This window comes from Aeromonas sp. R7-1, assembly GCF_040908115.1.
Lineage (GTDB): Bacteria > Pseudomonadota > Gammaproteobacteria > Enterobacterales > Aeromonadaceae > Aeromonas > Aeromonas caviae.
Genome location: NZ_JBFODD010000055.1, coordinates 94,119 through 118,603, shown reverse-complemented (window position 1 = coordinate 118,603; position 24,485 = coordinate 94,119). Strand labels below are relative to the sequence as shown.

25 protein-coding genes and 1 pseudogene are annotated in these 24,485 nt (G+C 60.0%); 5 read left to right on the top strand and 21 right to left on the bottom strand.

What is annotated here, in order from left to right; translation table 11 throughout:
* Nucleotides 1-317 precede the first annotated feature (317 nt).
* The 6 genes from AB5Y51_RS16565 to AB5Y51_RS16540 are packed head-to-tail and all read right to left on the bottom strand — an operon-like array spanning nt 318 to nt 5,148.
* The gene (locus tag AB5Y51_RS16565) at nt 318-1,496 is read right to left on the bottom strand and encodes a hypothetical protein (protein WP_183149118.1); all 1,179 of its coding nucleotides are present in this window, start codon (nt 1,494-1,496) and stop codon (nt 318-320) included.
* Nucleotides 1,497-1,498: 2 nt separating this feature from the next.
* Nucleotides 1,499-2,161 carry an energy transducer TonB gene (locus AB5Y51_RS16560; RefSeq protein WP_103261022.1) on the bottom strand — a complete coding sequence of 221 codons (663 nt, stop codon included), beginning with the start codon at nt 2,159-2,161 and terminating at the stop codon, nt 1,499-1,501.
* Nucleotides 2,158-2,559 carry a biopolymer transporter ExbD gene (locus tag AB5Y51_RS16555; RefSeq protein WP_010672232.1) on the bottom strand — a complete coding sequence of 134 codons (402 nt, stop codon included), beginning with the start codon at nt 2,557-2,559 and terminating at the stop codon, nt 2,158-2,160. The genes AB5Y51_RS16560 and AB5Y51_RS16555 overlap by 4 nt, the downstream gene beginning before the upstream one ends.
* On the bottom strand, nt 2,556-3,086 hold the full coding sequence (locus AB5Y51_RS16550; protein WP_041214167.1) for a MotA/TolQ/ExbB proton channel family protein: 531 nt from the start codon (nt 3,084-3,086) through the stop codon (nt 2,556-2,558). Before AB5Y51_RS16550 ends, AB5Y51_RS16555 begins: the two co-directional genes overlap by 4 nt.
* Nucleotides 3,083-4,390 carry a MotA/TolQ/ExbB proton channel family protein gene (locus AB5Y51_RS16545; protein WP_183149119.1) on the bottom strand — a complete coding sequence of 436 codons (1,308 nt, stop codon included), beginning with the start codon at nt 4,388-4,390 and terminating at the stop codon, nt 3,083-3,085. Before AB5Y51_RS16545 ends, AB5Y51_RS16550 begins: the two co-directional genes overlap by 4 nt.
* Entirely contained in the window at nt 4,387-5,148 is a 762-nt protein-coding gene (locus AB5Y51_RS16540) for a DUF3450 domain-containing protein (protein WP_045522614.1), read from the bottom strand. The genes AB5Y51_RS16545 and AB5Y51_RS16540 overlap by 4 nt, the downstream gene beginning before the upstream one ends.
* 211 nt (nt 5,149-5,359) lie before the next feature.
* Here AB5Y51_RS16540 and AB5Y51_RS16535 point away from each other — a divergent pair, with 211 nt between their 5' ends.
* Nucleotides 5,360-6,136: a LuxR family transcriptional regulator gene (locus AB5Y51_RS16535; protein ID WP_010672236.1), complete on the top strand. Its 777-nt coding sequence runs from the start codon at nt 5,360-5,362 to the stop codon at nt 6,134-6,136.
* 60 nt (nt 6,137-6,196) lie between these two features.
* Here the strand turns inward: AB5Y51_RS16535 and glmS are convergent, their stop codons facing one another.
* Both glmS and AB5Y51_RS16525 read right to left on the bottom strand, forming a co-directional pair.
* Nucleotides 6,197-8,029, bottom strand: coding sequence for a glutamine--fructose-6-phosphate transaminase (isomerizing) (gene glmS, locus AB5Y51_RS16530; RefSeq protein WP_042864689.1), 1,833 nt, complete (start codon nt 8,027-8,029; stop codon nt 6,197-6,199).
* A 55-nt stretch (nt 8,030-8,084) separates the two neighbouring features.
* On the bottom strand, nt 8,085-8,858 hold the full coding sequence (locus tag AB5Y51_RS16525) for a DeoR/GlpR family DNA-binding transcription regulator (RefSeq protein WP_010672253.1): 774 nt from the start codon (nt 8,856-8,858) through the stop codon (nt 8,085-8,087).
* 122 nt (nt 8,859-8,980) lie between these two features.
* On the opposite strand from AB5Y51_RS16525, the gene blrA reads away from it, so the two are divergent.
* The 4 genes and pseudogenes from blrA (at nt 8,981) to creD (ending at nt 13,516) form a co-directional block, all read left to right on the top strand.
* The gene (gene blrA / locus AB5Y51_RS16520) at nt 8,981-9,655 is read left to right on the top strand and encodes a beta-lactam response regulator transcription factor BlrA (RefSeq protein ID WP_201902196.1); all 675 of its coding nucleotides are present in this window, start codon (nt 8,981-8,983) and stop codon (nt 9,653-9,655) included.
* Nucleotides 9,656-9,689: 34 nt separating this feature from the next.
* Nucleotides 9,690-11,111: a beta-lactam sensor histidine kinase BlrB gene (blrB, locus tag AB5Y51_RS16515; protein ID WP_368178751.1), complete on the top strand. Its 1,422-nt coding sequence runs from the start codon at nt 9,690-9,692 to the stop codon at nt 11,109-11,111.
* Between the two features lie 99 nt (nt 11,112-11,210).
* Nucleotides 11,211-12,005, top strand: coding sequence for a class D beta-lactamase OXA-1163 (locus AB5Y51_RS16510; RefSeq protein ID WP_042016119.1), 795 nt, complete (start codon nt 11,211-11,213; stop codon nt 12,003-12,005).
* Nucleotides 12,006-12,126: 121 nt separating this feature from the next.
* Nucleotides 12,127-13,516, top strand: a pseudogene (creD, locus tag AB5Y51_RS16505) (cell envelope integrity protein CreD).
* 51 nt (nt 13,517-13,567) lie between these two features.
* Here creD and glmU read toward each other — a convergent pair.
* The 13 genes from glmU to rsmG all read right to left on the bottom strand — a co-directional run bounded on the left by glmU (nt 13,568) and on the right by rsmG (nt 24,479).
* Entirely contained in the window at nt 13,568-14,929 is a 1,362-nt protein-coding gene (gene glmU, locus AB5Y51_RS16500) for a bifunctional UDP-N-acetylglucosamine diphosphorylase/glucosamine-1-phosphate N-acetyltransferase GlmU (protein WP_368178750.1), read from the bottom strand.
* A gap of 93 nt (nt 14,930-15,022) precedes the next feature.
* Nucleotides 15,023-15,451, bottom strand: a complete 429-nt coding sequence (locus AB5Y51_RS16495) for a F0F1 ATP synthase subunit epsilon (RefSeq protein WP_010672259.1) — start codon at nt 15,449-15,451, stop codon at nt 15,023-15,025.
* Nucleotides 15,452-15,469: 18 nt separating this feature from the next.
* Nucleotides 15,470-16,858, bottom strand: coding sequence for a F0F1 ATP synthase subunit beta (gene atpD / locus AB5Y51_RS16490; protein WP_010672260.1), 1,389 nt, complete (start codon nt 16,856-16,858; stop codon nt 15,470-15,472).
* A gap of 33 nt (nt 16,859-16,891) precedes the next feature.
* Entirely contained in the window at nt 16,892-17,758 is an 867-nt protein-coding gene (atpG, locus tag AB5Y51_RS16485) for a F0F1 ATP synthase subunit gamma (RefSeq protein WP_010672261.1), read from the bottom strand.
* A gap of 42 nt (nt 17,759-17,800) precedes the next feature.
* A complete protein-coding gene (gene atpA / locus AB5Y51_RS16480) occupies nt 17,801-19,342 on the bottom strand; it encodes a F0F1 ATP synthase subunit alpha (RefSeq protein WP_010672262.1) in 1,542 nt (513 codons plus the stop codon).
* 15 nt (nt 19,343-19,357) lie between these two features.
* The gene (atpH, locus tag AB5Y51_RS16475; protein WP_010672263.1) at nt 19,358-19,891 is read right to left on the bottom strand and encodes a F0F1 ATP synthase subunit delta; all 534 of its coding nucleotides are present in this window, start codon (nt 19,889-19,891) and stop codon (nt 19,358-19,360) included.
* A gap of 13 nt (nt 19,892-19,904) precedes the next feature.
* Entirely contained in the window at nt 19,905-20,375 is a 471-nt protein-coding gene (gene atpF, locus AB5Y51_RS16470; RefSeq protein ID WP_010672264.1) for a F0F1 ATP synthase subunit B, read from the bottom strand.
* Nucleotides 20,376-20,426: 51 nt separating this feature from the next.
* The gene (gene atpE / locus AB5Y51_RS16465) at nt 20,427-20,666 is read right to left on the bottom strand and encodes a F0F1 ATP synthase subunit C (protein WP_010672265.1); all 240 of its coding nucleotides are present in this window, start codon (nt 20,664-20,666) and stop codon (nt 20,427-20,429) included.
* A 58-nt stretch (nt 20,667-20,724) separates the two neighbouring features.
* Entirely contained in the window at nt 20,725-21,507 is a 783-nt protein-coding gene (gene atpB, locus AB5Y51_RS16460) for a F0F1 ATP synthase subunit A (protein WP_010672266.1), read from the bottom strand.
* Nucleotides 21,508-21,515: 8 nt separating this feature from the next.
* Nucleotides 21,516-21,926 (bottom strand): ATP synthase subunit I, encoded by a 411-nt coding sequence (locus AB5Y51_RS16455; RefSeq protein WP_048209371.1) that lies wholly within the window; start codon nt 21,924-21,926, stop codon nt 21,516-21,518.
* A 190-nt stretch (nt 21,927-22,116) separates the two neighbouring features.
* Nucleotides 22,117-23,025 (bottom strand): ParB/RepB/Spo0J family partition protein, encoded by a 909-nt coding sequence (locus AB5Y51_RS16450; RefSeq protein WP_010672268.1) that lies wholly within the window; start codon nt 23,023-23,025, stop codon nt 22,117-22,119.
* The gene (locus AB5Y51_RS16445; protein ID WP_042016124.1) at nt 23,022-23,825 is read right to left on the bottom strand and encodes a ParA family protein; all 804 of its coding nucleotides are present in this window, start codon (nt 23,823-23,825) and stop codon (nt 23,022-23,024) included. The genes AB5Y51_RS16450 and AB5Y51_RS16445 overlap by 4 nt, the downstream gene beginning before the upstream one ends.
* Before the next feature lie 27 nt (nt 23,826-23,852).
* The gene (gene rsmG / locus AB5Y51_RS16440; RefSeq protein WP_041215794.1) at nt 23,853-24,479 is read right to left on the bottom strand and encodes a 16S rRNA (guanine(527)-N(7))-methyltransferase RsmG; all 627 of its coding nucleotides are present in this window, start codon (nt 24,477-24,479) and stop codon (nt 23,853-23,855) included.
* Nucleotides 24,480-24,485: the final 6 nt, after the last annotated feature.

The following is a 24,485-nucleotide window of genomic DNA, read 5'->3' as shown; positions in this document are numbered from 1 at the left end:
ATCAAAAATTGTTTTTGATGCTCGATGCTGTGAGTGCCCACACAGATTGCTTGATTCAAATTGTTAAAGAGCGTCACGCTTATCGCGTTGAGGAGGCGCATCTTACGCTCCTCACTTCGAAAGTCAAGCGGTTGTTTTCGCTTTTCTTTCGGCGCCCACTTCCTAAGGAAGCTGGCTCATCAGGTTGGCGTGGTCCGCCGTGCTGGTAGGGGCGCATTATAGGGAGCCGCGCCGTGATGACAAGAGCTTTTTGTAAAAATACGCTCATTTGCTGAAAAAGCAGGCTAAACCCCATGAAATGAGAGTTTACCCCAGTTTCATGCCGCTTTTTTGTTCATACCGTCAGTCTGGGCCTGAATGTAGTTGACCCAGCTGGTCGCCCTGTCTTGCCAGTTGTTCTGCTGTTGCAGCTCGCGAGCCAACACCAGCGCCTGAGCATATTGTTCTTTATTGAGGTGTGCCTGCACCAGCAGGGCCTTGGCTCTGTTGCCCTGCTCTCCCTTCACTGACTTGATGGCCGCGAGCTGGGTCATGGCGGCATCCGTCTTGCCCTGTTGCAGCAGCAGTTCGGCGGCACGCATGGCGGCCTTGGGGTGAGCATGTTCCCGGGCAAGCAGCTGCCAGCTGTCCACAGCCTTCGGCCACTCACGTGCCCCTTCCCACAACTGGGCCAGCAATTGGCGATTCTCGGCGCTCTGCTTCATCTGTCCCTTGGCCATGGCAGACTCCAGCAGACGCGCACCGCGATAGGGCAGCCCCTGCCAGGCATACAGGCGGATCAGCTGGTTGCGGGCGGCGGCATCATCCATCAGTTGACGGTCGATGGCGGTTTGCAGCAGTGCAAGCGCTCGATCACCACGCTTGTCGGAGAGATTGAGCGACACCGCCTGCTGCCACCACTTGCTCTCTTTCGGCTCGCGGCGGATCAACTCTTCGGCCTGATCCGCAGCCACGCCGTAACGCTGCAATGCAGTGAGGGCGGAGAGGCGGATGATGGCTGCCTGCTTCTGCCAGCTTATCTTCAACAGTTGTTCACTCTGGCTGGCTGCCTCGCCGTACTGCTTGTTGTGGTAATAGAGGCCAGCCAAGCGCAGACGCAAGGCATCGTCAGCCTTGATGGCCAATGCGGCCTTGTAGCTGGCGATGGCGCCGGACCAGTTGGATTGCTGGGCCTGGATATCCCCTCGCAGACGCAACAACTGAAGTCGTTGCTGCTCTGGCCACTCTTTATAGGCAAGAGCCTGCTCCACATAGCGACTCGCCTGTGCGGTCTGCTGCAGGTTGGCGGCCAGAGAGGCCTGTAACTGCGCCAGCCAGGCGTGCTCAGCCTCGGAACCGGGTTTGAGCACAGCCGCCTTGCTCTGGGCCTGTTGCCACTTGCCGGATTGATAGAGCTTCATCACGGGCTCCAACTGGCGGGAGAAATGAGGGCTCACCTCCATCGCCAGACAGGCTTGGCTGACCAGGGCCAGCAGACAGATCCAGATCCGCAACATGGTTATGACTCCAATTTGAATTTGAGCGTGATGACTTGCACCAGCTTGTCGGTGGCGCCCGGCCTCGGCTGATAGCGCCACTTGTTGATCGCCTGAATGGCCGCTCGCTCGAACTGACGCTTCGGCTTGGCCTCGACCACCTCCACATCCTGTACCCGCCCATCGGCATCGACGCTGAAACGCAGGGTCACCGCCCCCTCGATGCCGGCCTGCTGGGCCCGGTAGGGATAAACAGGCTCAACCCGTTGCAGTGGCATCAAGAGGTCACCGGCACCGATCCCGGCCCCCTGCTGCTGACCATGGAAATTGCCGCTCGCGACCGGAGTGGGACTGGTCGCCACGCCAGGGGCAGAGACCTGTACCGCACTCAGGGTCGAGACCAGATCCAGGCTCGGTTGTACCGAAGGCAGCGGGGCCGCCGCCGGCATGGGCATCGGTGTCGAGGCCAGCGCGGCAGGCGGCTCCGGCAGGGGTTCCGGCTCCTGGGGTACCGGCCGCTCACGCACCTGTACCTCGGTCACCTCGTTCTGCATGTTGATGACGATGGATTTCTGCTCTGTGGTCGCCTTCTCCCCTCCGGGCGGCTCCACCAGGGTGGCCATGAACAACAGGATGCCCAGACTGAGGGCGATCCCCAATCCCAGGCTCATCAACTTGTGTTTCATTTCGGTGCCACCGCCACGGCGATGTTGGCGATGCCTGCCGCCTTGGCTTCATCCATCACCCGCACCACCTTGCCGTGGGGTACCCGTTCATCGGCCTGGATCACCAGGCTTGCCTCGGGCTGCTCCGCCAACAGTCGGGCGAGGGTGGCCTGCACCCGCTCCACATCCACCTGTTTGCGGTCGAGGAAGATCTGCCCCTGAGCGCCGATCGCCAGCATGATGCTGGACGATTTCTGCGCCTTGGCCTGGCTGGCCTGGGGTCTGTGTACCTCAAGCCCGGCTTCGCGCACGAAGGAGGTGGTCACGATGAAGAAGATCAGCATGATGAAGACGATATCCAGCATGGGGGTCATGTCGATCTGCACTTCATCGCGCTGGCGTTTGGATTGCCGTCTCATTGCATTACCTTCTCTTCTCGCAGGCCGTCCCGGGTCTTGGCCAGCGCACGCTTGGCCTGACTCTCGAGCCGGCTCAGTAACAACACGCCGGAGAGGGCCACCACCATGCCTGCCATGGTGGGGATGGTGGCGCGAGAGATCCCGCCCGCCATGCTCTCCGGGTTAAAGCGGTTGGCCGCAGCCAGCGCATCGAATACGCCTATCATGCCGGTCACTGTACCCAGCAACCCCAGCATGGGGCAGAGCACCACCAGGGTGCGGATGAAGATCAGATGACGGTTGAGCGCCAGCTCCACTTCTGCCAGCCAGCGCCCGCGAATCGCGCGAGCGTGCCAGCTGTGACGCTCGCGACGCGCCTGCCAGCGGCCCAGCAGCTGGCGCTGCAACGGTGCAAACCCCAGGTTGAGGTAGAGCAGCCGCTCGATCATCAGAATCCACATCAGCACCAGCAAGGCCAGAATGACCCAGAGCACCGGGCCGCCACGGCCCATGAAGCTCTGCAACTGCTGCCAGATGTCGAGCATCATGCTACCCGCTCCACCCTGTCACCATTGCTTTCGGCCCGCTCGGCCAGGATTCCGGCCACCTGCTGTTCCAGCACGTTGGAAAGCTCGGTGAAACGGGACTGCAACAGGCTGTGGGCCAGGATCAGCGGAATGGCCGCTACCAGACCCTGCACCGTGGTGACCAGTGCCATGGAGATGCCGCCCGCCATGATCTTGGGATCGCCGGTACCGAACTGAGTGATGGCCTGGAAGGTGCCGATCATACCGGTCACTGTCCCGAGCAGACCCAGCATGGGGGCGATGGCCGCGATCACCTTGACCATGCCGATGCCGCGCTCCAGGCGAGGGGTCTCCTGCAGGATCGCCTCATCCAGACGCAGTTCGAGGGTCTCCATGCTCAGTTCTGGATGCTTGTCTGCCACCGTCAGCACCCGGCCGAGGGCGTTGTCGGCATGATATTCACCGCTCTTGAGCTGGCGACGAACCCGACCCAGTTCGCGAGAGAGGCTCCACAGCCGTACTCCAGCGATCCCCAGGCCGATAACGGCCAGCAGCACGATGATGGCGCCGACCTGGCCGCCCTGCTGGACTTGCTGCCAGAAGGTGGGCGCCTGGGCCAGCATATCGAGCAGAACACCGTGGGAGGGATCCAGCGGCAACGCTTCTCCCTCCTGACCCTGATAAGCGGCCACAGCGGAAAGCACGCTGCCTGGCAGGCCCAGCACCGGACTCAGGCCTTCGGCCTCCGGTTGCAAGAAACCCGCATCGCCCAGCAAGGCGAAGCTGCCGATCCGGGTCAACGTCTGCTCGCTGGCAACGCCCTGGGCATCGAGCACCTTGCCATTGAACCGGGCAACCCGGCCCGATTCGCGGATCTCCTGCAGCAAGGTGGCTGGCAGCAGGGCGAGGGCGGCGCGATCCGGCACCTGTTTATCCTGTGCCATGGTTTTCAGCGGGGCGAGACGATCAGGATACTGGCCCTCGACGGCGGATTCGCTCAGCAACTTGACCGCATCGCTGGCGCCCTGACGGGTGACCGCAAAGATCTCGTTCATGTCGCCGGAGGCTTGCTCCCACTGGGTATTGAGCTCCACCAGCTGCTTTTCATTGGCCGCGAACTGGCTGGCCAGCTCCTTGCTCAGGCGCTGGGCCTCGGCCAGCTTGGCACGGGCACTGCTCAGCTCCCTGGAGACAGACGCCAGATCCTGCTGAGCCTTCTGCTCACGGGCCTGTTCCTGCTGCTGCCAGGCTTCCTCGGCCACGGCGGCTGTGGTGCCCAGAGAGAGGGCGAGGGCAAGGGGTAACCACTTCATGGTGACGCTCATGACTGGGCCTCCTGACCACGGCTGACGGAAAGGGGGACATTCAACAACTGGGGAACTTTCTTGTCGGCAGCCATTTCCAACGCCTCGGCGATGGGGGAGAGCCACTGGCCGTCGAGGGCTTGCCACTGCTTGTGCTCGGCAGACCAGCGCCACGCCTGGGAGCGATCGGCGGTCATCGCCAGCAGGGAGACCCGGCCCAGTGCCAGCACATCGACCCGGCGCGGTGCGCCATCCAGCACCAGCTCGGCGGAATAATGGTCCAGCCTGCTGCCGTATTCGGCTTCAATCTGATAGGCCTGCAATAGCTGGCGGAACTTCTCCGCCTCGCTCACATCGGCTCTGGCCAGCGTCGCTTTCAAGGCAGCAACCCGCGCCAGACGATCCTCCCTGCGCAGCGGGATGTCATCCTGTACCAGCTGTTCCAGATCGGCTTGCATCTGCAGCATCAGGGGGACAAGCCCCTGTCTGGTCTCCTGTACCGCCTCCAACTGCTGGCTCAGCTTGCCCAGCTCGTTTTGCTGATCGGCCACCAGAGACTGCATGTAGCGGTTGTAGGCTTCCAGATCCCGCAGTTGCAGTTGGGCATTTTGCAGCTCAATCCTGGCGGCGACGGCTCCATCGGCGGCTTTCTCCACACGCAGCTGGGAGGCTTTCCCGTCGGCGATACTGTTCTTCAATGCTGGCGCAACCACCTCGTCGGCGGACACGACGCAATGAACGGCCATGGGTAACAAGGCCAGACCCCAAAACTTGTTCATGATATAAATCTTAACAATGATAACTATTCTCATTGTCTCAAAGAGTAGGGTCACTGGCAATCAGATGATTTTCTTGGCCTCTGGCCGAAAAAACAGGATACTTTTTAGACAAGTACGGGAATAACTGGCGTTGGTAGTCGCAACACCATTTTAAATAACTAAAAAATGTCTTTTCGATCAGCAAGATAAGTGATCGAAAAAGGAGACTTACATGTTTAACGATGCGATCTGGGAACACATAGATCGGTTCACCAAGGCGAAGAAGACCAGCGAGATCCAGCAACAACTGGAGCGCTTCAGTCATCAGATGGGGTTTGATTACTTCCGTTTGCTGATTATTTTCCCCATCAGCATGCAGAAATCCCATGTGGCCTTGTTCAACAACTGCCCCACCAGCTGGTTTGATGCCTATTCGGAACGGCACTACCTGACCCAGGATCCGGTCGTCTTCCTGGGACTGAAGCAGACCCAGCCCATCTTCTGGAACAAGCTCGATTGCGATGCCCCCTGGTTGCCCAGCGCCAGCAGGGAGGTGATGAACCTCGCCGCCGACTTCGGGGTGAGGAACGGCGTCTCCTTCCCGCTGCACACGCCGCAGGGGGAACACGGCATCCTCTCTTTCATCAGCAAGGAGAAGTCCAATTCCGATCTGATGTTTGAAAACGTTCCCCTGCTGTCATTCTGCGCCAGCTACATCTTCAACTCGGCCCTGACCCTCATCAAGGCCAGGCCAGACCTGATGAAATACCTGGCCGAGCTGTCGGATCGGGAGAAGGAGTGCCTGTTCTGGGCCAGCGAGGGCAAGACCTCCTGGGAGATCGCCACCATCCTCGGCATCAGCGAGCGAACCGTGAACTTCCACCTCAATCAGGTCACCAACAAGACGGACTCGCGCAACCGCAACCAGGCGATCGCCAAGAGCATCTCCAGCGGCATCATTGTGCCTTCCCTGGACGACGTCACCATCACCAACCTGCGGCTGTCGTAGCCTGTTTTGCCAAAACAAAAAGAGCCGCAATGCGGCTCTTTTTTCATTTCCGGCGACGGCTTATTCCACAGTCACGGATTTGGCCAGGTTGCGCGGCTGATCCACGTCGGTGCCCTTGATGAGGGCGACGTGGTAGGAGAGCAGCTGCAACGGCACGGTATAGACGATCGGCGCGATCATCTCTTCCACGTGGTTCAGGCTCATCACCCGCATGGTCTCGTCGCTCTTGAAACCGGCGTCCGCATCGGCGAACACATAGAGGATACCGCCACGGGCACGCACCTCTTCCACGTTGGACTTGAGCTTCTCCAGCAGATCGTTGTTCGGCGCCACGACGATGATGGGCATCTCGGCATCGATCAGCGCCAGCGGGCCATGCTTCAACTCACCGGCGGCATAGGCCTCGGCGTGGATGTAGGAGATCTCCTTGAGTTTGAGCGCCCCTTCCATGGCGATGGGGTACTGGCTGCCACGACCGAGGAACAGGCTGTGGTGCTTGTCGGCAAACTCTTCGGCCAGAGTCTCGATCTGCTTGGCCAAGGCCAGGCTCTCCTTGATGCGTACAGGCAGGGCTTGCAGCGCCTTGACCAGTTCGGCCTCGGCGGCGGCGCTCAGGTTGCCACGGCAGTGACCGACGGAGGCCACCAGCATCAGCAGACCGGCCAGCTGGGTGGTGAACGCCTTGGTGGACGCCACCCCGATTTCTGCCCCCGCACGGGTCATGAAGGCCAGGTCGGATTCACGCACCAGGGAGGAGCCCGGTACGTTGCAGATGGCCAGGGAGCTCATGTAACCGGACTCCTTGGCCAGACGCAGGGCTGCCAGGGTATCGGCGGTTTCTCCGCTCTGGGAAAGAGTCACCAGCAGGCTGTTGGGGCGTACCACCGACTTGCGGTAGCGGAACTCGGAGGCGATCTCCACGTCGCAGGAGACGCCGGCGATCTCTTCGAACCAGTAGCGCGCCACCATGCCGGAGTTGTAGGAGGTGCCGCAGGCGACGATCTGGACGTGCTCGACCTTGTCGAAGATGGCACGGGCGCCGTTGCCGAAGGACTCGACCACCACGTGATCGCTGCCCAGGCGGCCTTCCAGGGTGTTGGTGATGGCCTTTGGCTGCTCGTAGATCTCCTTGAGCATGTAGTGGCGGTATTCACCCTTGTCACCGGCATCGTGGGAGAGCTCGGACTCCAGCTCCTCGCGCACCACGGCCTCGCCGTCGGTATCGAAGATATGCACGTCGCGGCGGGTCACTTCGGCCACATCGCCCTCTTCCAAGAAGATGAAGCGGCGGGTCACCGGCAGCAGGGCCATCTGGTCGGAGGCGATGAAGTTCTCGCCGATGCCGCGACCGATCACCAGGGGGGAGCCGGAACGGGCCACCACCACGCGACTGTCGTCACGGCTGTCCATCACGACTGTGCCGTAGGCGCCGCGCAGCTGCTTCACCGCGACCTGCATGGCCACCAGCAGGCTGGGGGCGGATTTCAGCTCGTGGTGCACCAGGTGGGCAATCACCTCGGTGTCGGTGTCGGAGCTGAACACATAGCCCAGCGCCTTGAGCTCTTCGCGCAGCTCTTCGTGGTTCTCGATGATGCCGTTGTGCACCACTACGATATGCTCGGAGACATGGGGGTGAGCATTGCGCTCGGACGGCTCGCCATGGGTAGCCCAGCGGGTGTGGGCAATGCCGGTACCACCGTGGACGGACTGCTCCTCCAGTGCCTTGGCCAGCTCGGCCACCTTGCCGAGGCGACGCACCCGCTGCAGCGGCTGGTTGGCGCTGAACACGGCGACACCGGCCGAATCGTAGCCACGGTATTCCAGACGGCGCAGGCCCTCTACCAGGATTTCAGCCACATCACGTTGGGCGACGGCCCCGACGATGCCACACATAGACTTCTCCTTGAAACGTAAGACGTTAATTCGGTTGGATAATGGTTTGTTCAGGTCACACAGCCACGGGGGCGCAAATCAGCGTGATCCCCCTGGCCTGAATCTGTTCTCTGGCCGCATTGCTCAGCCCCTCGTCGGTCACCAGGGTATGGATGCCGGACCAGGGCAGCTCGAGATTGGGGATTTTTCGGCCGATCTTCTCCGACTCCACCATGACGATGACTTCCCGCGACACCTCGGCCATGACCCGGGAGAGGCCCACCAGCTCGTTGAAGGTGGTGGTGCCCCGCTCCGGGTCGATGCCATCGGCACCGATGAAGAGCTGGTCGAAGTCATAGGAGCGCAGCACCTGCTCCGCCACCTGCCCCTGGAAAGATTCGGAATGGGGATCCCAGGTCCCGCCTGTCATCAGCAGGGTGGGCTCGTTTTCCAGCTCGCGCAGGGCACCGGCCACATTGAGGGAGTTGGTCATGACAATGAGGCCGCGCTTGTTGCCCAGCATGGGGATCATGGCGCTGGTGGTGCTGCCGCTGTCGATGATGACGCGGTTGTGATCGCGGATCCGCTCGGCGGCGGCGCGGGCAATGGCCAGCTTTCGATTCGAAACTTGTTCCGGGTTGCTGTCCACCACCATCTCGCTGGGGAGGGGAACGGCACCGCCGTAGCGACGCAGCAACAGGCCACCGGTCTCCAGCACCGCCAGATCTTTGCGGATGGTCACCTCGGAAGTGGCGAAGTGTTTGGCCAGGGCATCGACGCTGACTTCCCCCTGCTCCTGCACCAGACTCACTATGGTGTGACGGCGCTGCTGTGTGTTGCGTTTGGTCATTTATAAGTTTCGATTCGAAAGAATGGCGAAATATTAATGCCTTTTCGGGAAAAATCAAACGGCAAATAGGATCCGATTTGGTTCGATGCCAGAATGAGGAACCGATTTGCGACGAGGACGCCATGCAAAAACGACTCATCTGGCTGGTGGAAGATGAAGCCAGCATTGCCGATACCCTGCTCTATGCCCTGCAGACCGATGGTTTCGAGGTGGAGTGGTTTCCCCTCGGTCAGCCGTTGCTGGCGCGACTGGAACAGACGCGACCGGATTTTTTGATCCTGGATGTGGGGCTGCCGGACATCAGCGGTTTCGAACTGTGCAAGCGGGTGCGGGCACTGACCGATATTCCCCTGATGTTTCTCACCGCCCGCAGCGAGGAGATAGACAGGCTGATCGGGCTGGAGATAGGGGCAGACGACTATGTGGCCAAACCTTTCTCGCCCCGTGAGGTATGCGCCCGGGTGCGGGTCATCCTGCGCCGCAGCCAGCCCGCCCCCTCCCAGCCGATACAGCCACTCGCCCTGGACGAGGAGCGGGCACGAATCTGCTTCCTGGGCCAGCCCCTGACGCTCACCCGCTATGAGTACCTGCTGCTCAAGACCCTGATGCTGGCGCCGGGTCGGGTCTACTCCCGCCAGCAGCTGATGGATCTGGTGTGGCAGGATGCGGAAGAGAGTCTGGATCGCACCGTCGACACCCACATCAAGACCCTGAGAGCCAAGCTGCGGGAGCGGGACCCTGACGCCAACCTGATCCTGACCCACCGCGGGCTGGGCTACAGTCTGGAGCTGGCATGAACTCAGGGTGGCCGGGCATCGGCAGGGGGATGAGATGAGAATCGGATTGCAACTGCTGTGCGGCCTGGTGCTGATCTTCGCCCTGGCCGCCTGGTTCGTGCTGGAGATCTTCGTCGAGGAGATCAAGCCCGGGGTACGCAGCGCCACTGAAGATACCCTGGTAGACATGGCGCAGATGCTGGCCCCCCTGGCCCTGGACGACATGCAGGAAGGAAAGATGGCGAATGGTCGGCTGGCCAGCGCCTTCGCCCGCCTGAACCAGAGTCCCATCAATGCCCTCATCGATGGCCACCTCAAGCAGCAGGCGGAGTACCGCATCTATGTGACCGACGCAAAAGGCAGGGTGGTCTACGACTCGGACGGGGTGGATCTGGGCAAGGACTATTCCCGCTGGAACGACGTCTACCTGACCCTGCGTGGCGAATATGGCGCCCGCAGCACCCGCAGCGACCCCGACGATCCCGCCAGCTCGGTGATGCACGTGGCCGCCCCGCTGCGGGAAGGGGATGGCATCCTCGGCTCCCTCACCGTCGCCAAGCCCAACAGCACCCTGCAGCCCATGATAGAGCGCAGCGAACACCAGTTGCTGAAAGGGGCGGCCCTGCTGCTGTTCATCTCGCTGCTCATCGGCGCCTTGCTGGTGTGGTGGCTCAACCGCGCCATCGGCAAGCTGGTGCACTATGCGGATGCAATCAGCCAGGGTCAGCCCGCCAGCCTGCCGCGCCTCTACAGCCCCGAACTGGACAGGCTCGGCCACTCCCTGGAGACCATGCGCCGCCAACTGGACGGCAAGGCCTATATCGAGGCCTATGTCCACAGCCTGACCCACGAGCTCAAAAGCCCGCTGGCGGCCATTCGCGGGGCGGGGGAGATTCTTGCCGAGGCGCCGCCGCCGGACATCGCAAAGCGCTTTATCGGCAACATCAATCTGGAGACGGCCCGCATGCAGCAGCTGATCGAGCGCATGCTGCAACTCGCCCGCCTCGAATCAGGGCAGGGGCTGGACAGACAATCCGTCGAGCCGGCCCGGCTGGGCAGACGGGTGCTCGACGCCCGCCAGATCCAGGCCCAGCGCCGCCAGATCGCCCTGCACGCCGAGCTGGGGGAAGGTCAGAAGCAGAAATGGGATCCCCTGCTGGTGGAGCAGGCCCTTGGCAACCTGCTGGACAACGCCCTCGATTTCGCCCCCGTCGGCAGTACCCTGGTGCTGAGCGGCGCCATGGAGGAAGGGGGGTATTGCTTCCGGGTGCGAGATCAGGGGCCAGGCATTCCCGACTTTGCGCTGCCCAGGATTTTCGAGCGTTTCTACTCCCTGCCAAGGCCAGACAAGGGAAAAAGCAGCGGCCTCGGGCTCAGTTTTGCCATGGAGGTGGCACGCCAGCATGGCGGCCATCTTGCTCTTGCCAATCAGCCGGGCGGGGGGGTGCTGGCCACACTGTGGCTGCCCGGCAACTGAGGACACTTCACACCAAGCACACAGAGCCGGGCTAAGCTGCACCTCCTCGATGACGACCGTCCCCGTCGATGCGCATTCATATTAATCAAGGAGATAGATATGCCCCGTATGCTGTTGTCCGGTCTGCTTGCCGCCGGCCTCTTCTGTGCACTGCCTGCCAGCGCCGCTTCTGGCTGCATGCTGTTTGCCGATGGCACCGGCAAACCCGTCAGCACCCAGGGGGACTGTGCCGCCCAGTTGACCCCGGCCTCCACCTTCAAGATCCCGCTGGCACTGATGGGCTATGACAGCGGCTTTCTGGTGGATGAACAACTGCCGGCCCTGCCGTTCAAGGCCGGTGACCCTGATTTCCTGCCGGAGTGGAAACAGACCACCACCCCGAGCAGCTGGATGCAATTCTCGGTCATCTGGTACTCGCAGCGCCTCACCGAGTGGCTGGGAGAAGCTCGCTTCCAGCACTACGTGGACAGCTTCGACTACGGCAACCGGGATCTTGAAGGCAACCCGGGCAAGCACGACGGTCTGACCCAGGCCTGGCTCAGCGCCAGCCTCGCCATCAGCCCCCAGGAGCAAGCCCGCTTCCTCGGCAAGATGGTGAGCGGCAAGCTGCCGGTCTCCGCCCAGACCCTGCGCCATACCGCCAACCTGATGCGTCAGCCCGACATCGACGGTTGGCAGATCCACGGCAAGACCGGCATGGGCTACCCCAAGCTGCTGGATGGCAGCCTGGACAGGGAGCAGCAGATCGGCTGGTTCGTCGGCTGGGCCAGCAAACAGGACAAGACGCTCATCTTCGTCCACACCGTTATCCAGAAGCCGGGCAAGCAGTTCGCTTCCCTCAGGGCCAGGGAGGAGGTGTTCGCCGCCCTGCCGGCCCGGTTGAAGACACTCTGATGCCAGCAACACCGGCGCCTGGCGCCGGTTTTTTTATCCCCCTTCACCACCACTTCACACTGCCCCATCCTCCCTTCACGCGACCCCGGCACACTCCCGTTCAACAACAAGGAGACGTGTCATGGTCAAACAGATTTTCACCCACAAGATCGCCCTGCTGCTGCTGCTCTGCCTGCTGATGATGATCCCGGTTCACGCCATCATGGAGCTGAATCGGGAGCGCCAGGCCTATCGCAGTCAGGCCATTCACAGCATCATGGCCAGCCACAGCGGGCCCCAGCGCCTGATGGGGCCCGTACTGGTACAGCCCTATACCCGGACCCACCGTCGAGCAGGATGGCAAACATTTCGTTCGCAAGGAGCAGGTCTATCGCTACCTGCTGCCCCAGAGGCTGGACGTGCGGGCCAGCATGGAGGTGACCCCGCGCAAGCTCGGTATCTATCAGGCCCAGATTTATCACAGTCGCCTCTCCCTCTCCGGCCTGATGCCCACCAGCCTGGCTGACAAGGGGCTGGTGGCCGGCAACCCGAACCTGAGCTTCGACCCGGCGGATCCCGCCCTGGTGCCAGGCAAACCCTATCTCAGCCTGATCCTCTCCGATGCCCGGGGCATCAGCCGCGTACCCGAACTGCAATGGGGAGAGCAACGCATCCCGTTTGCCCCTGGCGCCCAGCTGGGGGACGGGCGAGTGGGGATCCATGCCCCGCTCGACGCCTTGCCAGACGAAGATGGCCGCTTTCACATCGAGCTGGATCTGCAAGGCATGAATGCGCTGGAAGTGGTGCCGCTCGGACAGGACAGCCGGTTTCACCTAAGCGGCAACTGGCCCCATCCCAATTTTCTCGGCGACTTTCTGCCCGGTGAACGCACCCTTGCGGATCAAGGGTTCGAGGCAAGCTGGCAGACCAGCTGGTTCGCCACCGACATGGAGAGCCGCTTCAACCGCATGATGAAGGGAGCCGGTACCAAACTGCCGTCATTCAGCGTCAGCCTGGTGCAACCGGTGGATCACTATCAGCTGAACGAGCGGGCCGCCAAATATGCCCTGCTGTTCATCGGCCTCACCTTCATCAGCTTCTTCATGTTCGAGCTGCTCAAGGGGCTGCGGGTACACCCCATCCAGTACGCGCTGGTGGGCATGGGGCTGGCCATCTTCTATCTGGTGCTGCTGGCGCTGACCGAGCATCTCGGCTTTGCCTGGGCCTATCTCATTGCCGCCCTGGCCAGTGTGGCCCTCAACGGCTTCTACCTGAGCCATGTGCTGGGCGGCCCGAAACAGGGCATGGGATTCGCCACCCTGCTGGGGCTGGTCTACGCCATCCTGTTCGGGCTGCTGCAGGCCGAGGAGACAGCCCTGTTGCTCGGCGCCCTGCTGCTGTTCGCCACCCTGGCGCTGGTCATGGGGCTGACTCGCAAGCTCGACTGGTATCAGGTGATGGAGAACAGTCCCTCCGCCACCGCATGGGCGACCCCCCAGCCATCGACCAGTGACACCAGACATCAGCCATAAGCAAAAAAACCGGCGCCCTCGGGCGCCGGTTTGCATTTCATTGATCGGGCATCACTTCTTCTTGACCGGGCGAGCCCAGTTCGGAATGTGGCGCTGGGGCACCCGGGTGATCACCAGCTCGTTTTCCGCCACATCCTTGGTGATGGTGGAACCCGCCCCCAGGGTCGCCCCCTTGCCGATCCGCACCGGCGCCACCAGCTGGGTATCGGAGCCGACGAAGACATCGTCCTCGATGATGGTCTGGAACTTGTTAACCCCATCGTAATTGCAGGTGATGGTGCCGGCACCGATATTCACCCCGGCTCCGATCTCGGCATCACCCAGATAGGTCAGATGACCGCACTTCGAGCCCACCCCCAGCCGAGCCTTCTTCATCTCGACGAAGTTGCCGACATGGGCATCCTGCTCCAGCACGGCACCCGGGCGCAGGCGGGTAAAGGGCCCGACCGAGCACTGGTCGGCAATTTGCGCACCTTCGATGACGGAGTAGGGTTTCACCTCGGTGTGGTCGCCGATCACGCAATCCTTCAATACGCTGCCGGCACCGATGCGCACGTGATTGCCCAGCACCACCTTGCCTTCGATGATGACGTTGACGTCGATCACCACCTCCTCCCCGATTTCCAGGGTGCCGCGCAGATCGAAACGGGCCGGATCGATCAGGGTGGCGCCAGCGATCATCAGCTTCTCGGCCTGCATCTGCTGGTAGCTGCGCTCAAGCTGGGCCAACTGCACCCGGTTGTTGGCCCCTTCCACTTCCATGGTGCTGTCAGGGTGGACGGCGGCGATGGCACAACCATCCCCATGGGCCATGGCGATGACGTCAGTCAGATAGAACTCGCCCTGGGCGTTCTTGTTGTCCAGGCGCGACAGCCAGCCGCGCAGCTGGGCACCGTTCGCCACCAGCACGCCGGTGTTCACTTCGCGGATGGCAAGTTGCTCGGCGTTGGCATCCTTCTGCTCGACAATGCCGACCACCTGACCATGTTCCCGCACGATGCGGCCATAGCCGGTCGGGTTGTCCAGTACCACGGTCAGCAGCGCCATGCCATCGTCGGCCTTGGCGGCCAGCAAGCGTTGCAGGGTCTCGGGCTGGATCAGCGGGGTATCGCCGTAGAGCACCAGCACGTCGTCTTCGTCATGCCAGAACGGAATGGCCTGGGCGACGGCATGGCCGGTCCCCAGTTGCTGGGCCTGCAGCACCCAGTTCAGGTCGGATGCCTGAATCCGCTCCTTCAGCAGTTCGGCGCCGTGGCCATAGACCAGGTGCAGCTGTTCGGCACCGATCTGGCGGGCGGTCTCGATCACATGGGAGACCATGGGCTTGCTGGCAACGGGGTGCAGCACCTTGGGCAGGGAGGAACGCATGCGGGTGCCTTTGCCCGCAGCCAGGATCACGACGTTGAGAGACATAGCTAGCCTTTGAAACAGGTGGAAATGCTGGGCGGAGTCTATCCAACGGGCAAAAAAAAAGCGACCCGAAGGTCGCTTTTTGCATCACCGTGATTAGCGGTAATTCTTTTTGACGATATCGATAACCCGCAGCTGGGCCATCGCTTTGGCCAGCTCGGCAGACGCCTGAGCATAGTCGATATCACCATGGGAGCTGTTGATCCGCTCTTCGGCACGACGCTTGGCTTCCTGGGCTTTCGCCTCATCCAGATCGTCTGCGCGAATGGCGGTATCGGCCAGCACGGTCACGGCTTCGGGTTGTACTTCCAGCATGCCGCCGGAGATGTACAGCACCTCTTCGCTACCATTTTGCTTGATCAAGCGGACCAGGCCCGGCTTGATGGCAGTCAGCAACGGAGCATGACCGTGGCGGAGACCCAGCTCACCTTCGGAGCCTGATACCTGGGCGGATTGCACGCGACCGGAAAACAGTTTTCCTTCGGCGCTCACCACATCCAGGTGAAAGGAGATCATCTCAGCCATGGGCCCTCCTATCGAGGCTTACAGTTTCTTGGACTTCTCGACGACTTCGTCGATGCCGCCAACCATGTAGAACGCCTGCTCCGGCAGATCGTCATACTCGCCCTTCAGGATGCCCTGGAAGCCACGGATGGTTTCCTTCAGAGGCACGTATTTGCCCGGAGAACCGGTAAATACTTCGGCCACGAAGAACGGCTGGGACAGGAAACGCTCGATCTTACGGGCACGGGCTACGGTCAGTTTGTCTTCTTCTGACAGTTCATCCATACCCAGGATGGCGATGATGTCCTTCAGCTCCTTGTAGCGCTGCAGTACGGTCTGAACGCCACGAGCGGTCTCGTAGTGCTCCTTGCCAACCACCAGCGGATCCAGCTGACGGGAGGTGGAGTCCAGCGGGTCAACGGCCGGGTAGATACCCAGTGCCGCGATCTGACGGGACAGTACGACAGTCGCATCCAGGTGGGCGAAGGTGGTCGCCGGAGACGGGTCGGTCAAGTCATCCGCAGGCACGTAAACGGCCTGTACGGAGGTGATGGAACCAGTCTTGGTGGAGGTGATGCGCTCTTGCAGAACACCCATCTCCTCGGCCAGGGTCGGCTGGTAACCTACTGCGGAGGGCATACGGCCCAGCAGTGCGGATACTTCGGTACCGGCCAGGGTGTAACGGTAGATGTTGTCCACGAAGAACAGCACGTCACGACCTTCGTCACGGAACTTCTCGGCCATGGTCAGGCCGGTCAGCGCCACGCGCAGACGGTTTCCGGGCGGCTCGTTCATCTGACCGTAAACCAGAGATACTTTGTCCAGTACGTTGGACTCCATCATCTCGTGGTAGAAGTCGTTACCCTCACGGGTACGCTCACCTACACCGGCGAACACGGAGTAACCGCTGTGCTCGATCGCGATGTTACGGATCAGCTCCATCATGTTGACGGTCTTGCCTACGCCGGCGCCGCCGAACAGACCAACCTTACCACCCTTGGCGAACGGACATACCAGGTCGATAACCTTGATGCCGGTCTCCAGCAGCTCGGTGCTGTTGGACTGATCTTCGTAGCTGGGGGCTTCGCGGTGGATGGACCAACGCTCTTCTTCGCCGATCGGACCCTTCTCGTCAATGGGGTCGCCCAATACGTTCATGATACGGCCCAGGGTCGAGGTACCGACCGGTACCTGGATGGCCTTGCCGCTGTTAACTACTTCCAACCCACGACGCAGACCGTCGGAGGAACCCATGGTGATGCAACGCACGACGCCGCCGCCGATCTGTTGCTGAACTTCCAGTACCAGACCCTGGCCTTGGCCTTCGCTGACAACCTTCAGTGCATCGTACACCTGGGGCACGGCATTCTGCGGGAACTCGATGTCCACCACAGCGCCGATGATTTGGACGATGAAACCGTTACTCATGTCAAATCCTCTAAACCTTTGATAACCCTTGCCTTACACCGCAGCAGCACCGGAAACGATCTCTGTGAGCTCCTGGGTAATACTGGCCTGACGGGCCTTGTTGTATACCAGTTGCAGATCGTTAATCAGGTTGCCGGCGTTGTCAGTCGCGGCTTGCATGGCAACCATTCGGGCTGCCTGTTCACTTGCCAAGTTTTCTACCACACCCTGGTAGACCTGGGATTCGACGTAGCGAATCAGCAGGGTATCCAGCAGTTGCTTGGGATCCGGCTCATAGAGGTAGTCCCAGTGGTGCTTCTTGGCGAGCTTGCTGTCTTCTGTTACGGGCAAAGGCAGCAGTTGATCGACTTTTGGTTGCTGAACCATGGTGTTGACGAACTTGTTGTACACCAGGTACAGCCTGTCAATCTCACCGTTGTCGTAAGCCTTCAGCATGACCTTCACTGAACCGATCAGGTCATTGACGCTCGGGTTGTCACCCAGTCCGGAGACGTGGGCTTTCACCTTGGCGCCGTGCCGTTCAAAGAAGTTGGAGGCCTTGTTACCGATCAATGCCAGGTCAACCTTGGCACCTTTCGCGCTCCATTGCTTCATATCATTGAGGGCAGCCTTGAACAGGTTGATGTTCAGACCACCACACAGGCCACGGTCGGTGGAGACGACGATGTAACCCACTCGCTTCACCTCACGTTCGATGAGGTAGGGGTGCTTGTATTCCAAGTTCCCCTGAGCGATATGGCCGATCACCTTGCGCATGGTTTCAGCGTACGGACGGCTGGCAGACATGCGTTCCTGCGCACGGCGCATCTTGCTCGCTGCCACCATTTCCATAGCGCTGGTGATCTTCTGAGTGTTCTTCACACTCCCGATCTTGTTACGTATCTCTTTTGCGCCGGCCATCTCTTCTCTCCATCAGGTGGCAGCTTGCGCTGCCACACACGCTTACCAGGTCTGGGTTGCCTTGAAGTCATCCAGCAACGCAGTCAGCTTGCCAACGATCGCGTCGTTGTAGTCGGCCTTGGCATTGATTTCAGCCATCAGCTCGGCATGCTGGGTATTGGCGTAAGAGAGCAGAGCGGCTTCGAAGTCGACGATCTTGCTCAGTTCGACATCGGCGAGATAACCCTTCTCGGCGGCGAACAGCACCAGGGATTGCTGGGCCACGCTCATCGGAGAGTACTGCTTCTGCTTCATCAGCTCGGTGACTTTCTGACCGTGATCCAGCTGCTTGCGAGTGGCATCGTCCAGGTCGGAAGAGAACTGGGCAAATGCCGCCAGTTCGCGGTACTGGGCCAGCGCGGTACGGATACCACCGGACAGCTTCTTGACGATCTTGGTCTGAGCAGCACCGCCCACACGGGATACGGAGATACCCGGGTCAACCGCCGGACGAATACCGGAGTTGAACAGCTGGGAGGTCAGGAAGATCTGGCCGTCGGTGATGGAGATCACGTTGGTCGGAACGAACGCGGAGACGTCACCGGCCTGGGTTTCGATGATCGGCAGGGCGGTCAGGGAACCGGTCTGGCCTTTCACGGCACCATTGGTGAACTTCTCTACGTACTCGGCGTTGACGCGAGCAGCACGCTCCAGCAGACGGGAGTGCAGATAGAAGACGTCACCCGGGTAAGCTTCACGTCCAGGCGGACGGCGCAGCAGCAGGGAGATCTGGCGATAGGCAACGGCCTGCTTGGACAGGTCATCATAGATGATCAGTGCGTCTTCGCCGCGGTCACGGAAGTACTCGCCCATGGAGCAACCGGCGTAGGGAGCCAGGTACTGCAGAGCAGCCGCTTCGGAGGCAGAAGCCACGACCACGATGGTGTTGGCCAGGGCGCCGTGCTCTTCCAGCTTGCGCACCACGTTGGCGATGGTGGAGGCCTTCTGGCCGATCGCAACGTAGACGCACTTAATGCCGGAATCTTTCTGGTTGATGATGGTGTCGATGGCGATGGCGGTCTTACCAACCTGGCGGTCACCGATGATCAGCTCACGCTGGCCACGACCGATAGGGATCATGGCATCGATGGCTTTCAGACCGGTCTGGACTGGCTGGTCAACAGACTTACGCTCGATAACGCCCGGGGCGATCACTTCGATCGGCGAGAAGCCGTCGTTGTCTACCGGACCCTTACCGTCGATCGGCTGACCCAGGGTGTTGACCACCCGGCCCAACAGACCACGACCGACCGGCACTTCCAGAATGCGGCCGGTACCCTTTACCTTCATCCCTTCGGCCAGATCGGCATAGGGACCCATTACTACGGCACCAACGGAGTCACGCTCCAGGTTCAATGCCAGAGCGAAGCGGTTGCCCGGCAGCTCGATCATCTCACCCTGCATGGCATCGGCCAGACCGTGGATACGAATGATACCGTCGCTTACAGAAACGATGGTACCTTCGTTACGCGCTTCGCTTTTGACATCAAACTGCGCAATGCGCTGCTTGATCAGCTCGGCGATTTCAGTGGAATTCAGTTGCATGCTCTAATACCCCAATCAAGATTGCAGCGCATCGGCCATGCGATCCAGCTTACCGCGGACCGTGCCGTCGATAACGAGATCACCGGCCTTGATGAGCACCCCGGCCATCAAGGACGCATCTGTGCTGCAATTCAGCTTCACTTTGCGCGCGAGACGTTGTTCCAGAGAAGCCTGAATATTGGCTTTCTGCTGGTCGGTCAGTTCGATCGCCGAAATCACGTCAGCCTGAACTTCTTTGTCCAGTTCAGCCTTGAGCGCGACGAATTCGGCAACGACCGCCGGCAGCACACCCAAGCGACCATTCTCGGCCATCACCCGGATCAGGTTCTGACCGTGCTCGTTGAGCTGCTCACCGCAGACACCGACAAACAGCTTTGCCAGTTCTTCGGCAGCAACGGAACCGTTTACCAGACTGTGCATGGTCTCGTTTTCTGCCACCTGAGCGGCGAAATCGAGCATCTCCAGCCATTGGTCAACCGCCTTGTGCTCAACGGCAAACTCGAAAGCAGCCTTGGCGTAGGGGCGAGCGATTGTAGTCAGTTCAGACATAGCCCCGTTCCCGTTACAGTTCTGCTACCAGTTTGTCGACGATGTCGCTGTTGGCAGCCTGGTCGATTTGGCGTGCCAGGATCTTCTCTGCACCCGCGATGGCAAGAGCAGCAACCTGCTTGCGCAGTTCTTCTTTGGCACGATGACGTTCAGCTTCGATCTCTGCACGGCCCTGAGCCAGGATTTTCTCCCGCTCAGCTTGGGCTCCGACAGCGGCCTCATCAATGATCTGGGCCTTGCGTTTGTTGGCCTGATCGATGATTTCAGCAGCCTGAAGCTTGGCTTCTTTCAGCTGATCGGTGGCGTTGGCCTTGGCCAGCTCCAGATCTTTCTTGGCACGCTCTGCAGAAGAGAGGCCGTCAGCGATTTCTTTCTGACGGGCTTCGATGGCAGCCATCAGCGGCGGCCATACGTACTTCATGCAAAACACTACGAAGATGAAAAAAGCAACTGCTTGGCCGAGGAGGGTGGCGTTGATATTCACAGCCGATGTCCTCTTTAGTTAGTTAATGGGTTCTGCGTGAGTCGTAATGACTTAGGCAACCGCAAACATCACATACAGACCCAGACCAACGGCGATCATCGGGATCGCATCCACCAGACCCATCACGATGAAGAACTGGGTACGCAGAACAGGGATCAGGTCAGGTTGACGAGCTGCACCTTCCAGGAACTTGCCACCCAGGATACCGATACCGATGGAGGCGCCGATAGCCGCCAGACCCATCATCATTGCAGCAGCGATGTACAGCAGGTCCATGTTCAAGTTTTCCATGAGGATCTCCATTTATTTAGATGTAATTGATTGTATAAAAAGGATTATTTGAGTTGCATCAACCATGGTCTTCCTGCGCCATCGACAGATAGACGATGGTCAGAACCATGAAGATAAACGCCTGCAAAGTGATGATCAGGATGTGGAAGATTGCCCAAGGCACGGACAGGATCCACTGTGACCACCAGGGTAACAAACCCGCAATCAGGATGAAGATCAGTTCGCCAGCATACATGTTGCCGAACAGTCGCAGACCCAATGAAACAGGCTTGGAAATCAACGTGACGGTTTCAAGGATGAAGTTAACCGGGATGGCAGCAGGGTGGTTGAAAGGCTGAAGCGTCAGCTCCTTCACGAACCCGCTGATACCCTTGACCTTGATGCTGTAGTACAGGATCAAGAAGAACACGCCCAAAGCCATGGACATGGTGATGTTAACGTCAGCAGAGGGAACCACACGCAGATAGGGAACACCCATCAACTGTGCAGCGTGAGGGATAAAGTCAACGGGGATCAGGTCCATGAAGTTCATCAGGAAGATCCACACGAACACCGTCAGGGCCAAAGGTGCGATGACCTTGTTGCGACCATGAAAGATGTCCTTGACGTTACCATTCACAAACTCGACCAGCATCTCCACAAAGCACTGCAGCTTACCGGGCACACCGCTGGTGGCCTTGACGGCAACCTTGCGGAACAACCAGATAAACAGGGCGCCTAGCACGACGGAAAATATCATGGAATCGATATTCACCGTCCAGAACCCGGACCCTACCTGCAGGTGGGTCAGGTGGTGGGAGATATATCCCTGAGGAGTCAGGACTTCTCCGGTTGCAGACATGAGTTTTCCTAATAGTGGTTGTTAAGCGTGAATGAAACTATCCACTGTACAACGAGGGCGAGGATATAAGTGGCGAAGAACGAGGCGGTGTCGACCTCAATCCCGGCGCCAAACAGCAGGGCGAAAAGTCCTGTTGTAGTAATGAGCTTAATCCCTGCCCCACCATAAAAGTCCCGCAAAACCAGGCCTACGCTCTCTTTCGTCACCTTGCGGCGCAGAACCCAGAGCGTGAACAGGGCTTGAGGAACCCAGTACATCCCCCCTCCGTAGAGAGAGGATTGTCCGGCGAACTTTCCCGCCTGATAAAACCAGACGGTGGCGATCGCCAGGATCAGGACCAGCTGACAAACGAGCATAGCCAAGGCCAGCGTCAAACCTTCCAAGGCTATTTTCTGCTTCACCAACCTACCCCTGAACATTACAGAACTGTAAAAAATCGGGATCCGAAGACCCCAGGTTCACAGCTCGAAAAGCCGGTCAAATTATACCCGTGAAGACGGCTATTGCAACATGGCAAAAATCCTTAATTTTTGCGGCTTTCCGCGCGAAATTAAGGTTATGTTCATATCGAAAGTAATGGATGTTTTATTACTACAAAAAGCGTAAAAATCACGATTCTGACAGGCCAAAATAGCCCAATACCCGGTCCAAATCTGCCAAGTTATCGTAACTTATTACTAACTTGCCGCTATCTTTCTTGCCCGGCTGAAGTTGCACCTGATTGCCAATTTTTTCAGAAATCTGGCGCTCGAGATAACCAAACTGCGGATCGCGGACGGGTTCAACCCTGGTTTTTGCCGGTTCCAGTGCTTTTTGCACCAGCTTCTCGGTATCTCGCACTGTCAGCCCCTTCTGGGCCACCAGTTTGGCCAGCTCTGACTGGGCCTGGCCGCTCAGGGCCAGCAGGGCACGGGCATGCCCCATGTCGAGGTCGCCGTGTTCCACGAAGCGCTTCACGTCCTCGTTGAGCTGGTTGAGACGCAGCAGGTTGGTGACCGTGGTGCGGGACTTGCCCACCGCCTCGGCAACCTGCTGGTGGGTCAGTTCGAACTCCGTCAGCAGGCGCTGGAGGGCGACGGCCTCCTCGATGGCGTTGAGATCTTCACGCTGGATGTTCTCGATGAGTGCGATGGCGACGGCCGCCTCGTCGGCGACATCCTTGACCAGGCAGGGCACCACTTCGAGACGGGCCAGCTGGGAGGCGCGCCAGCGGCGTTCACCAGCAATGATTTCGAAACGGTTTTCACCGATGGAGCGAACCACTATGGGCTGGATCACCCCTTGTGCACGGATGGAGTTGGCCAGCTCCTCCAGCGCATCCTGGGACATGTCCTTGCGCGGCTGGTATTTGCCGGACTGCAACCACTCCACCGGCAGCTTGCGCAATTCCCCCTGATTGGTCGGGGCCATGGCCTGTTCGGTGCGCTGGTCGCTCATCACCTGTTTCTGGCGGGCGGCCGTGCTGGTGCTGAGCAGGGCGTCCAGCCCCTTGCCCAGCCCACGTTTCTTCGGCGTCATATGCTCTCTCGATCTGCGGTGAACGGCTGGGACTCCTGTTCCTGGCGGCGCAGGATCTCGCCAGCCAGGGCCAGATAGGCCTTGGCCCCCACCGATGATTTGTCATAGTGCATGGCTGGCGCGCCAAAGCTCGGCGCCTCCGCCAGTCTTACGTTGCGGGGAATGATGGTGCGATAGACCTTGTCCCCGAAATGCTGTTTCAGCTGATCGGACACATCATTGGCCAGCCGGTTGCGATGATCGAACATGGTGCGCAGCACCCCTTCGATCTTCAGCTCCGGATTGACCACGGCTGCCAGCTTGCTGATGGTGTCCACCAGGGCGGTCAGCCCTTCCAGCGCATAGTATTCGCACTGCATGGGCACCAGCACGGAGTCAGCGGCGGCCATGGCGTTCACCGTCAGCATGTTGAGAGAAGGCGGGCAGTCGATGAAGACGTAGTCGTACTTGTCCCTGACCGAGGCCAGGGCGTTGCGCAGGCGGATCTCGCGGGCAAAAAACTCCATCAGGCGGATTTCTGCCGCGGTCACGTCGGCATTGGCGGCAATCAGGTGATAGCCTCCCGAGGTTTCGGGGATGATCACCTCGCCGATGGGGGCATCTTCGATCAGCAGTTCATAGGCAGTGCGTTCGACATCGTACTTGTCGACGCCACTGCCCATGGTGGCATTGCCCTGCGGATCCAGATCGATCACCAGCACCTTGCGCCGGGTAGCGGCCATGGAGGCGGCCAGATTCACACAGGTGGTGGTTTTACCCACTCCACCCTTCTGGTTGGCTATGGCAATGACTTTTCCCACACTGTCCCCTAAATGAATGCGGCGGCCCTATTCGGGCTGGATGGCTTTAAACTCCAGCAGATGGCGTTCGCCTTCCAGTTCCGGCACCACCAGCTTGTGGGTGGCAACCAGACGAATGCTGTCAGGCAACTGTGCCAGCTCCTGCTCGGGGTATTGTCCCTTGAGCGCCAGGAAGCTGCCCTCGGGTGACGGCAGATGATGACACCAGCTCAGCATGTCCTCCAGGGAGGCGAAAGCCCGGCTCAGTACACCATCAAATCCGGTCTCGGGTTGATACTCCTCCACCCGGGATTTGACGGGGGTCACATTGGTCAACCCCAGCTCCAGGATCACCTGGCGGATGAAGTTGATCCGCTTGCCCAGGCTGTCGAGCAGCACGAACTGTTTGTCCGGATTGATGATGGCCAGCGGCAGTCCGGGCAGACCCGGGCCGGTCCCCACATCGATGAAGCGTTCACCGTGCAGGTGAGGGCTCACCACCAGGCTGTCGAGGATATGCTTGACCAGCATGGCGTCCGGATCTCGCACCGAGGTGAGATTGTAAGCCTTGTTCCACTTGTGCAGCAACTCGACCAACTGCACCAACTGGGTCTTCTGGGTTTCGGTGATAACAATTCCGGCCTGCATGAGCAGGCCGTTCAATCTTTCCAACATGTTGTC

Coding starts and splice junctions, on each gene's coding strand:
- AB5Y51_RS16565 (WP_183149118.1), bottom strand. CDS start 1,496: ATGTTGCGGATCTGGATCTGTCTGCTGGCCCTGGTCAGCCAAGCCTGT.
- AB5Y51_RS16560 (WP_103261022.1), bottom strand. CDS start 2,161: ATGAAACACAAGTTGATGAGCCTGGGATTGGGGATCGCCCTCAGTCTG.
- AB5Y51_RS16555 (WP_010672232.1), bottom strand. CDS start 2,559: ATGAGACGGCAATCCAAACGCCAGCGCGATGAAGTGCAGATCGACATG.
- AB5Y51_RS16550 (WP_041214167.1), bottom strand. CDS start 3,086: ATGATGCTCGACATCTGGCAGCAGTTGCAGAGCTTCATGGGCCGTGGC.
- AB5Y51_RS16545 (WP_183149119.1), bottom strand. CDS start 4,390: ATGAGCGTCACCATGAAGTGGTTACCCCTTGCCCTCGCCCTCTCTCTG.
- AB5Y51_RS16540 (WP_045522614.1), bottom strand. CDS start 5,148: ATGAACAAGTTTTGGGGTCTGGCCTTGTTACCCATGGCCGTTCATTGC.
- AB5Y51_RS16535 (WP_010672236.1), top strand. CDS start 5,360: ATGTTTAACGATGCGATCTGGGAACACATAGATCGGTTCACCAAGGCG.
- glmS (WP_042864689.1), bottom strand. CDS start 8,029: ATGTGTGGCATCGTCGGGGCCGTCGCCCAACGTGATGTGGCTGAAATC.
- AB5Y51_RS16525 (WP_010672253.1), bottom strand. CDS start 8,858: ATGACCAAACGCAACACACAGCAGCGCCGTCACACCATAGTGAGTCTG.
- blrA (WP_201902196.1), top strand. CDS start 8,981: ATGCAAAAACGACTCATCTGGCTGGTGGAAGATGAAGCCAGCATTGCC.
- blrB (WP_368178751.1), top strand. CDS start 9,690: ATGAGAATCGGATTGCAACTGCTGTGCGGCCTGGTGCTGATCTTCGCC.
- AB5Y51_RS16510 (WP_042016119.1), top strand. CDS start 11,211: ATGCCCCGTATGCTGTTGTCCGGTCTGCTTGCCGCCGGCCTCTTCTGT.
- glmU (WP_368178750.1), bottom strand. CDS start 14,929: ATGTCTCTCAACGTCGTGATCCTGGCTGCGGGCAAAGGCACCCGCATG.
- AB5Y51_RS16495 (WP_010672259.1), bottom strand. CDS start 15,451: ATGGCTGAGATGATCTCCTTTCACCTGGATGTGGTGAGCGCCGAAGGA.
- atpD (WP_010672260.1), bottom strand. CDS start 16,858: ATGAGTAACGGTTTCATCGTCCAAATCATCGGCGCTGTGGTGGACATC.
- atpG (WP_010672261.1), bottom strand. CDS start 17,758: ATGGCCGGCGCAAAAGAGATACGTAACAAGATCGGGAGTGTGAAGAAC.
- atpA (WP_010672262.1), bottom strand. CDS start 19,342: ATGCAACTGAATTCCACTGAAATCGCCGAGCTGATCAAGCAGCGCATT.
- atpH (WP_010672263.1), bottom strand. CDS start 19,891: ATGTCTGAACTGACTACAATCGCTCGCCCCTACGCCAAGGCTGCTTTC.
- atpE (WP_010672265.1), bottom strand. CDS start 20,666: ATGGAAAACTTGAACATGGACCTGCTGTACATCGCTGCTGCAATGATG.
- atpB (WP_010672266.1), bottom strand. CDS start 21,507: ATGTCTGCAACCGGAGAAGTCCTGACTCCTCAGGGATATATCTCCCAC.
- AB5Y51_RS16455 (WP_048209371.1), bottom strand. CDS start 21,926: ATGTTCAGGGGTAGGTTGGTGAAGCAGAAAATAGCCTTGGAAGGTTTG.
- AB5Y51_RS16450 (WP_010672268.1), bottom strand. CDS start 23,025: ATGACGCCGAAGAAACGTGGGCTGGGCAAGGGGCTGGACGCCCTGCTC.
- rsmG (WP_041215794.1), bottom strand. CDS start 24,479: ATGTTGGAAAGATTGAACGGCCTGCTCATGCAGGCCGGAATTGTTATC.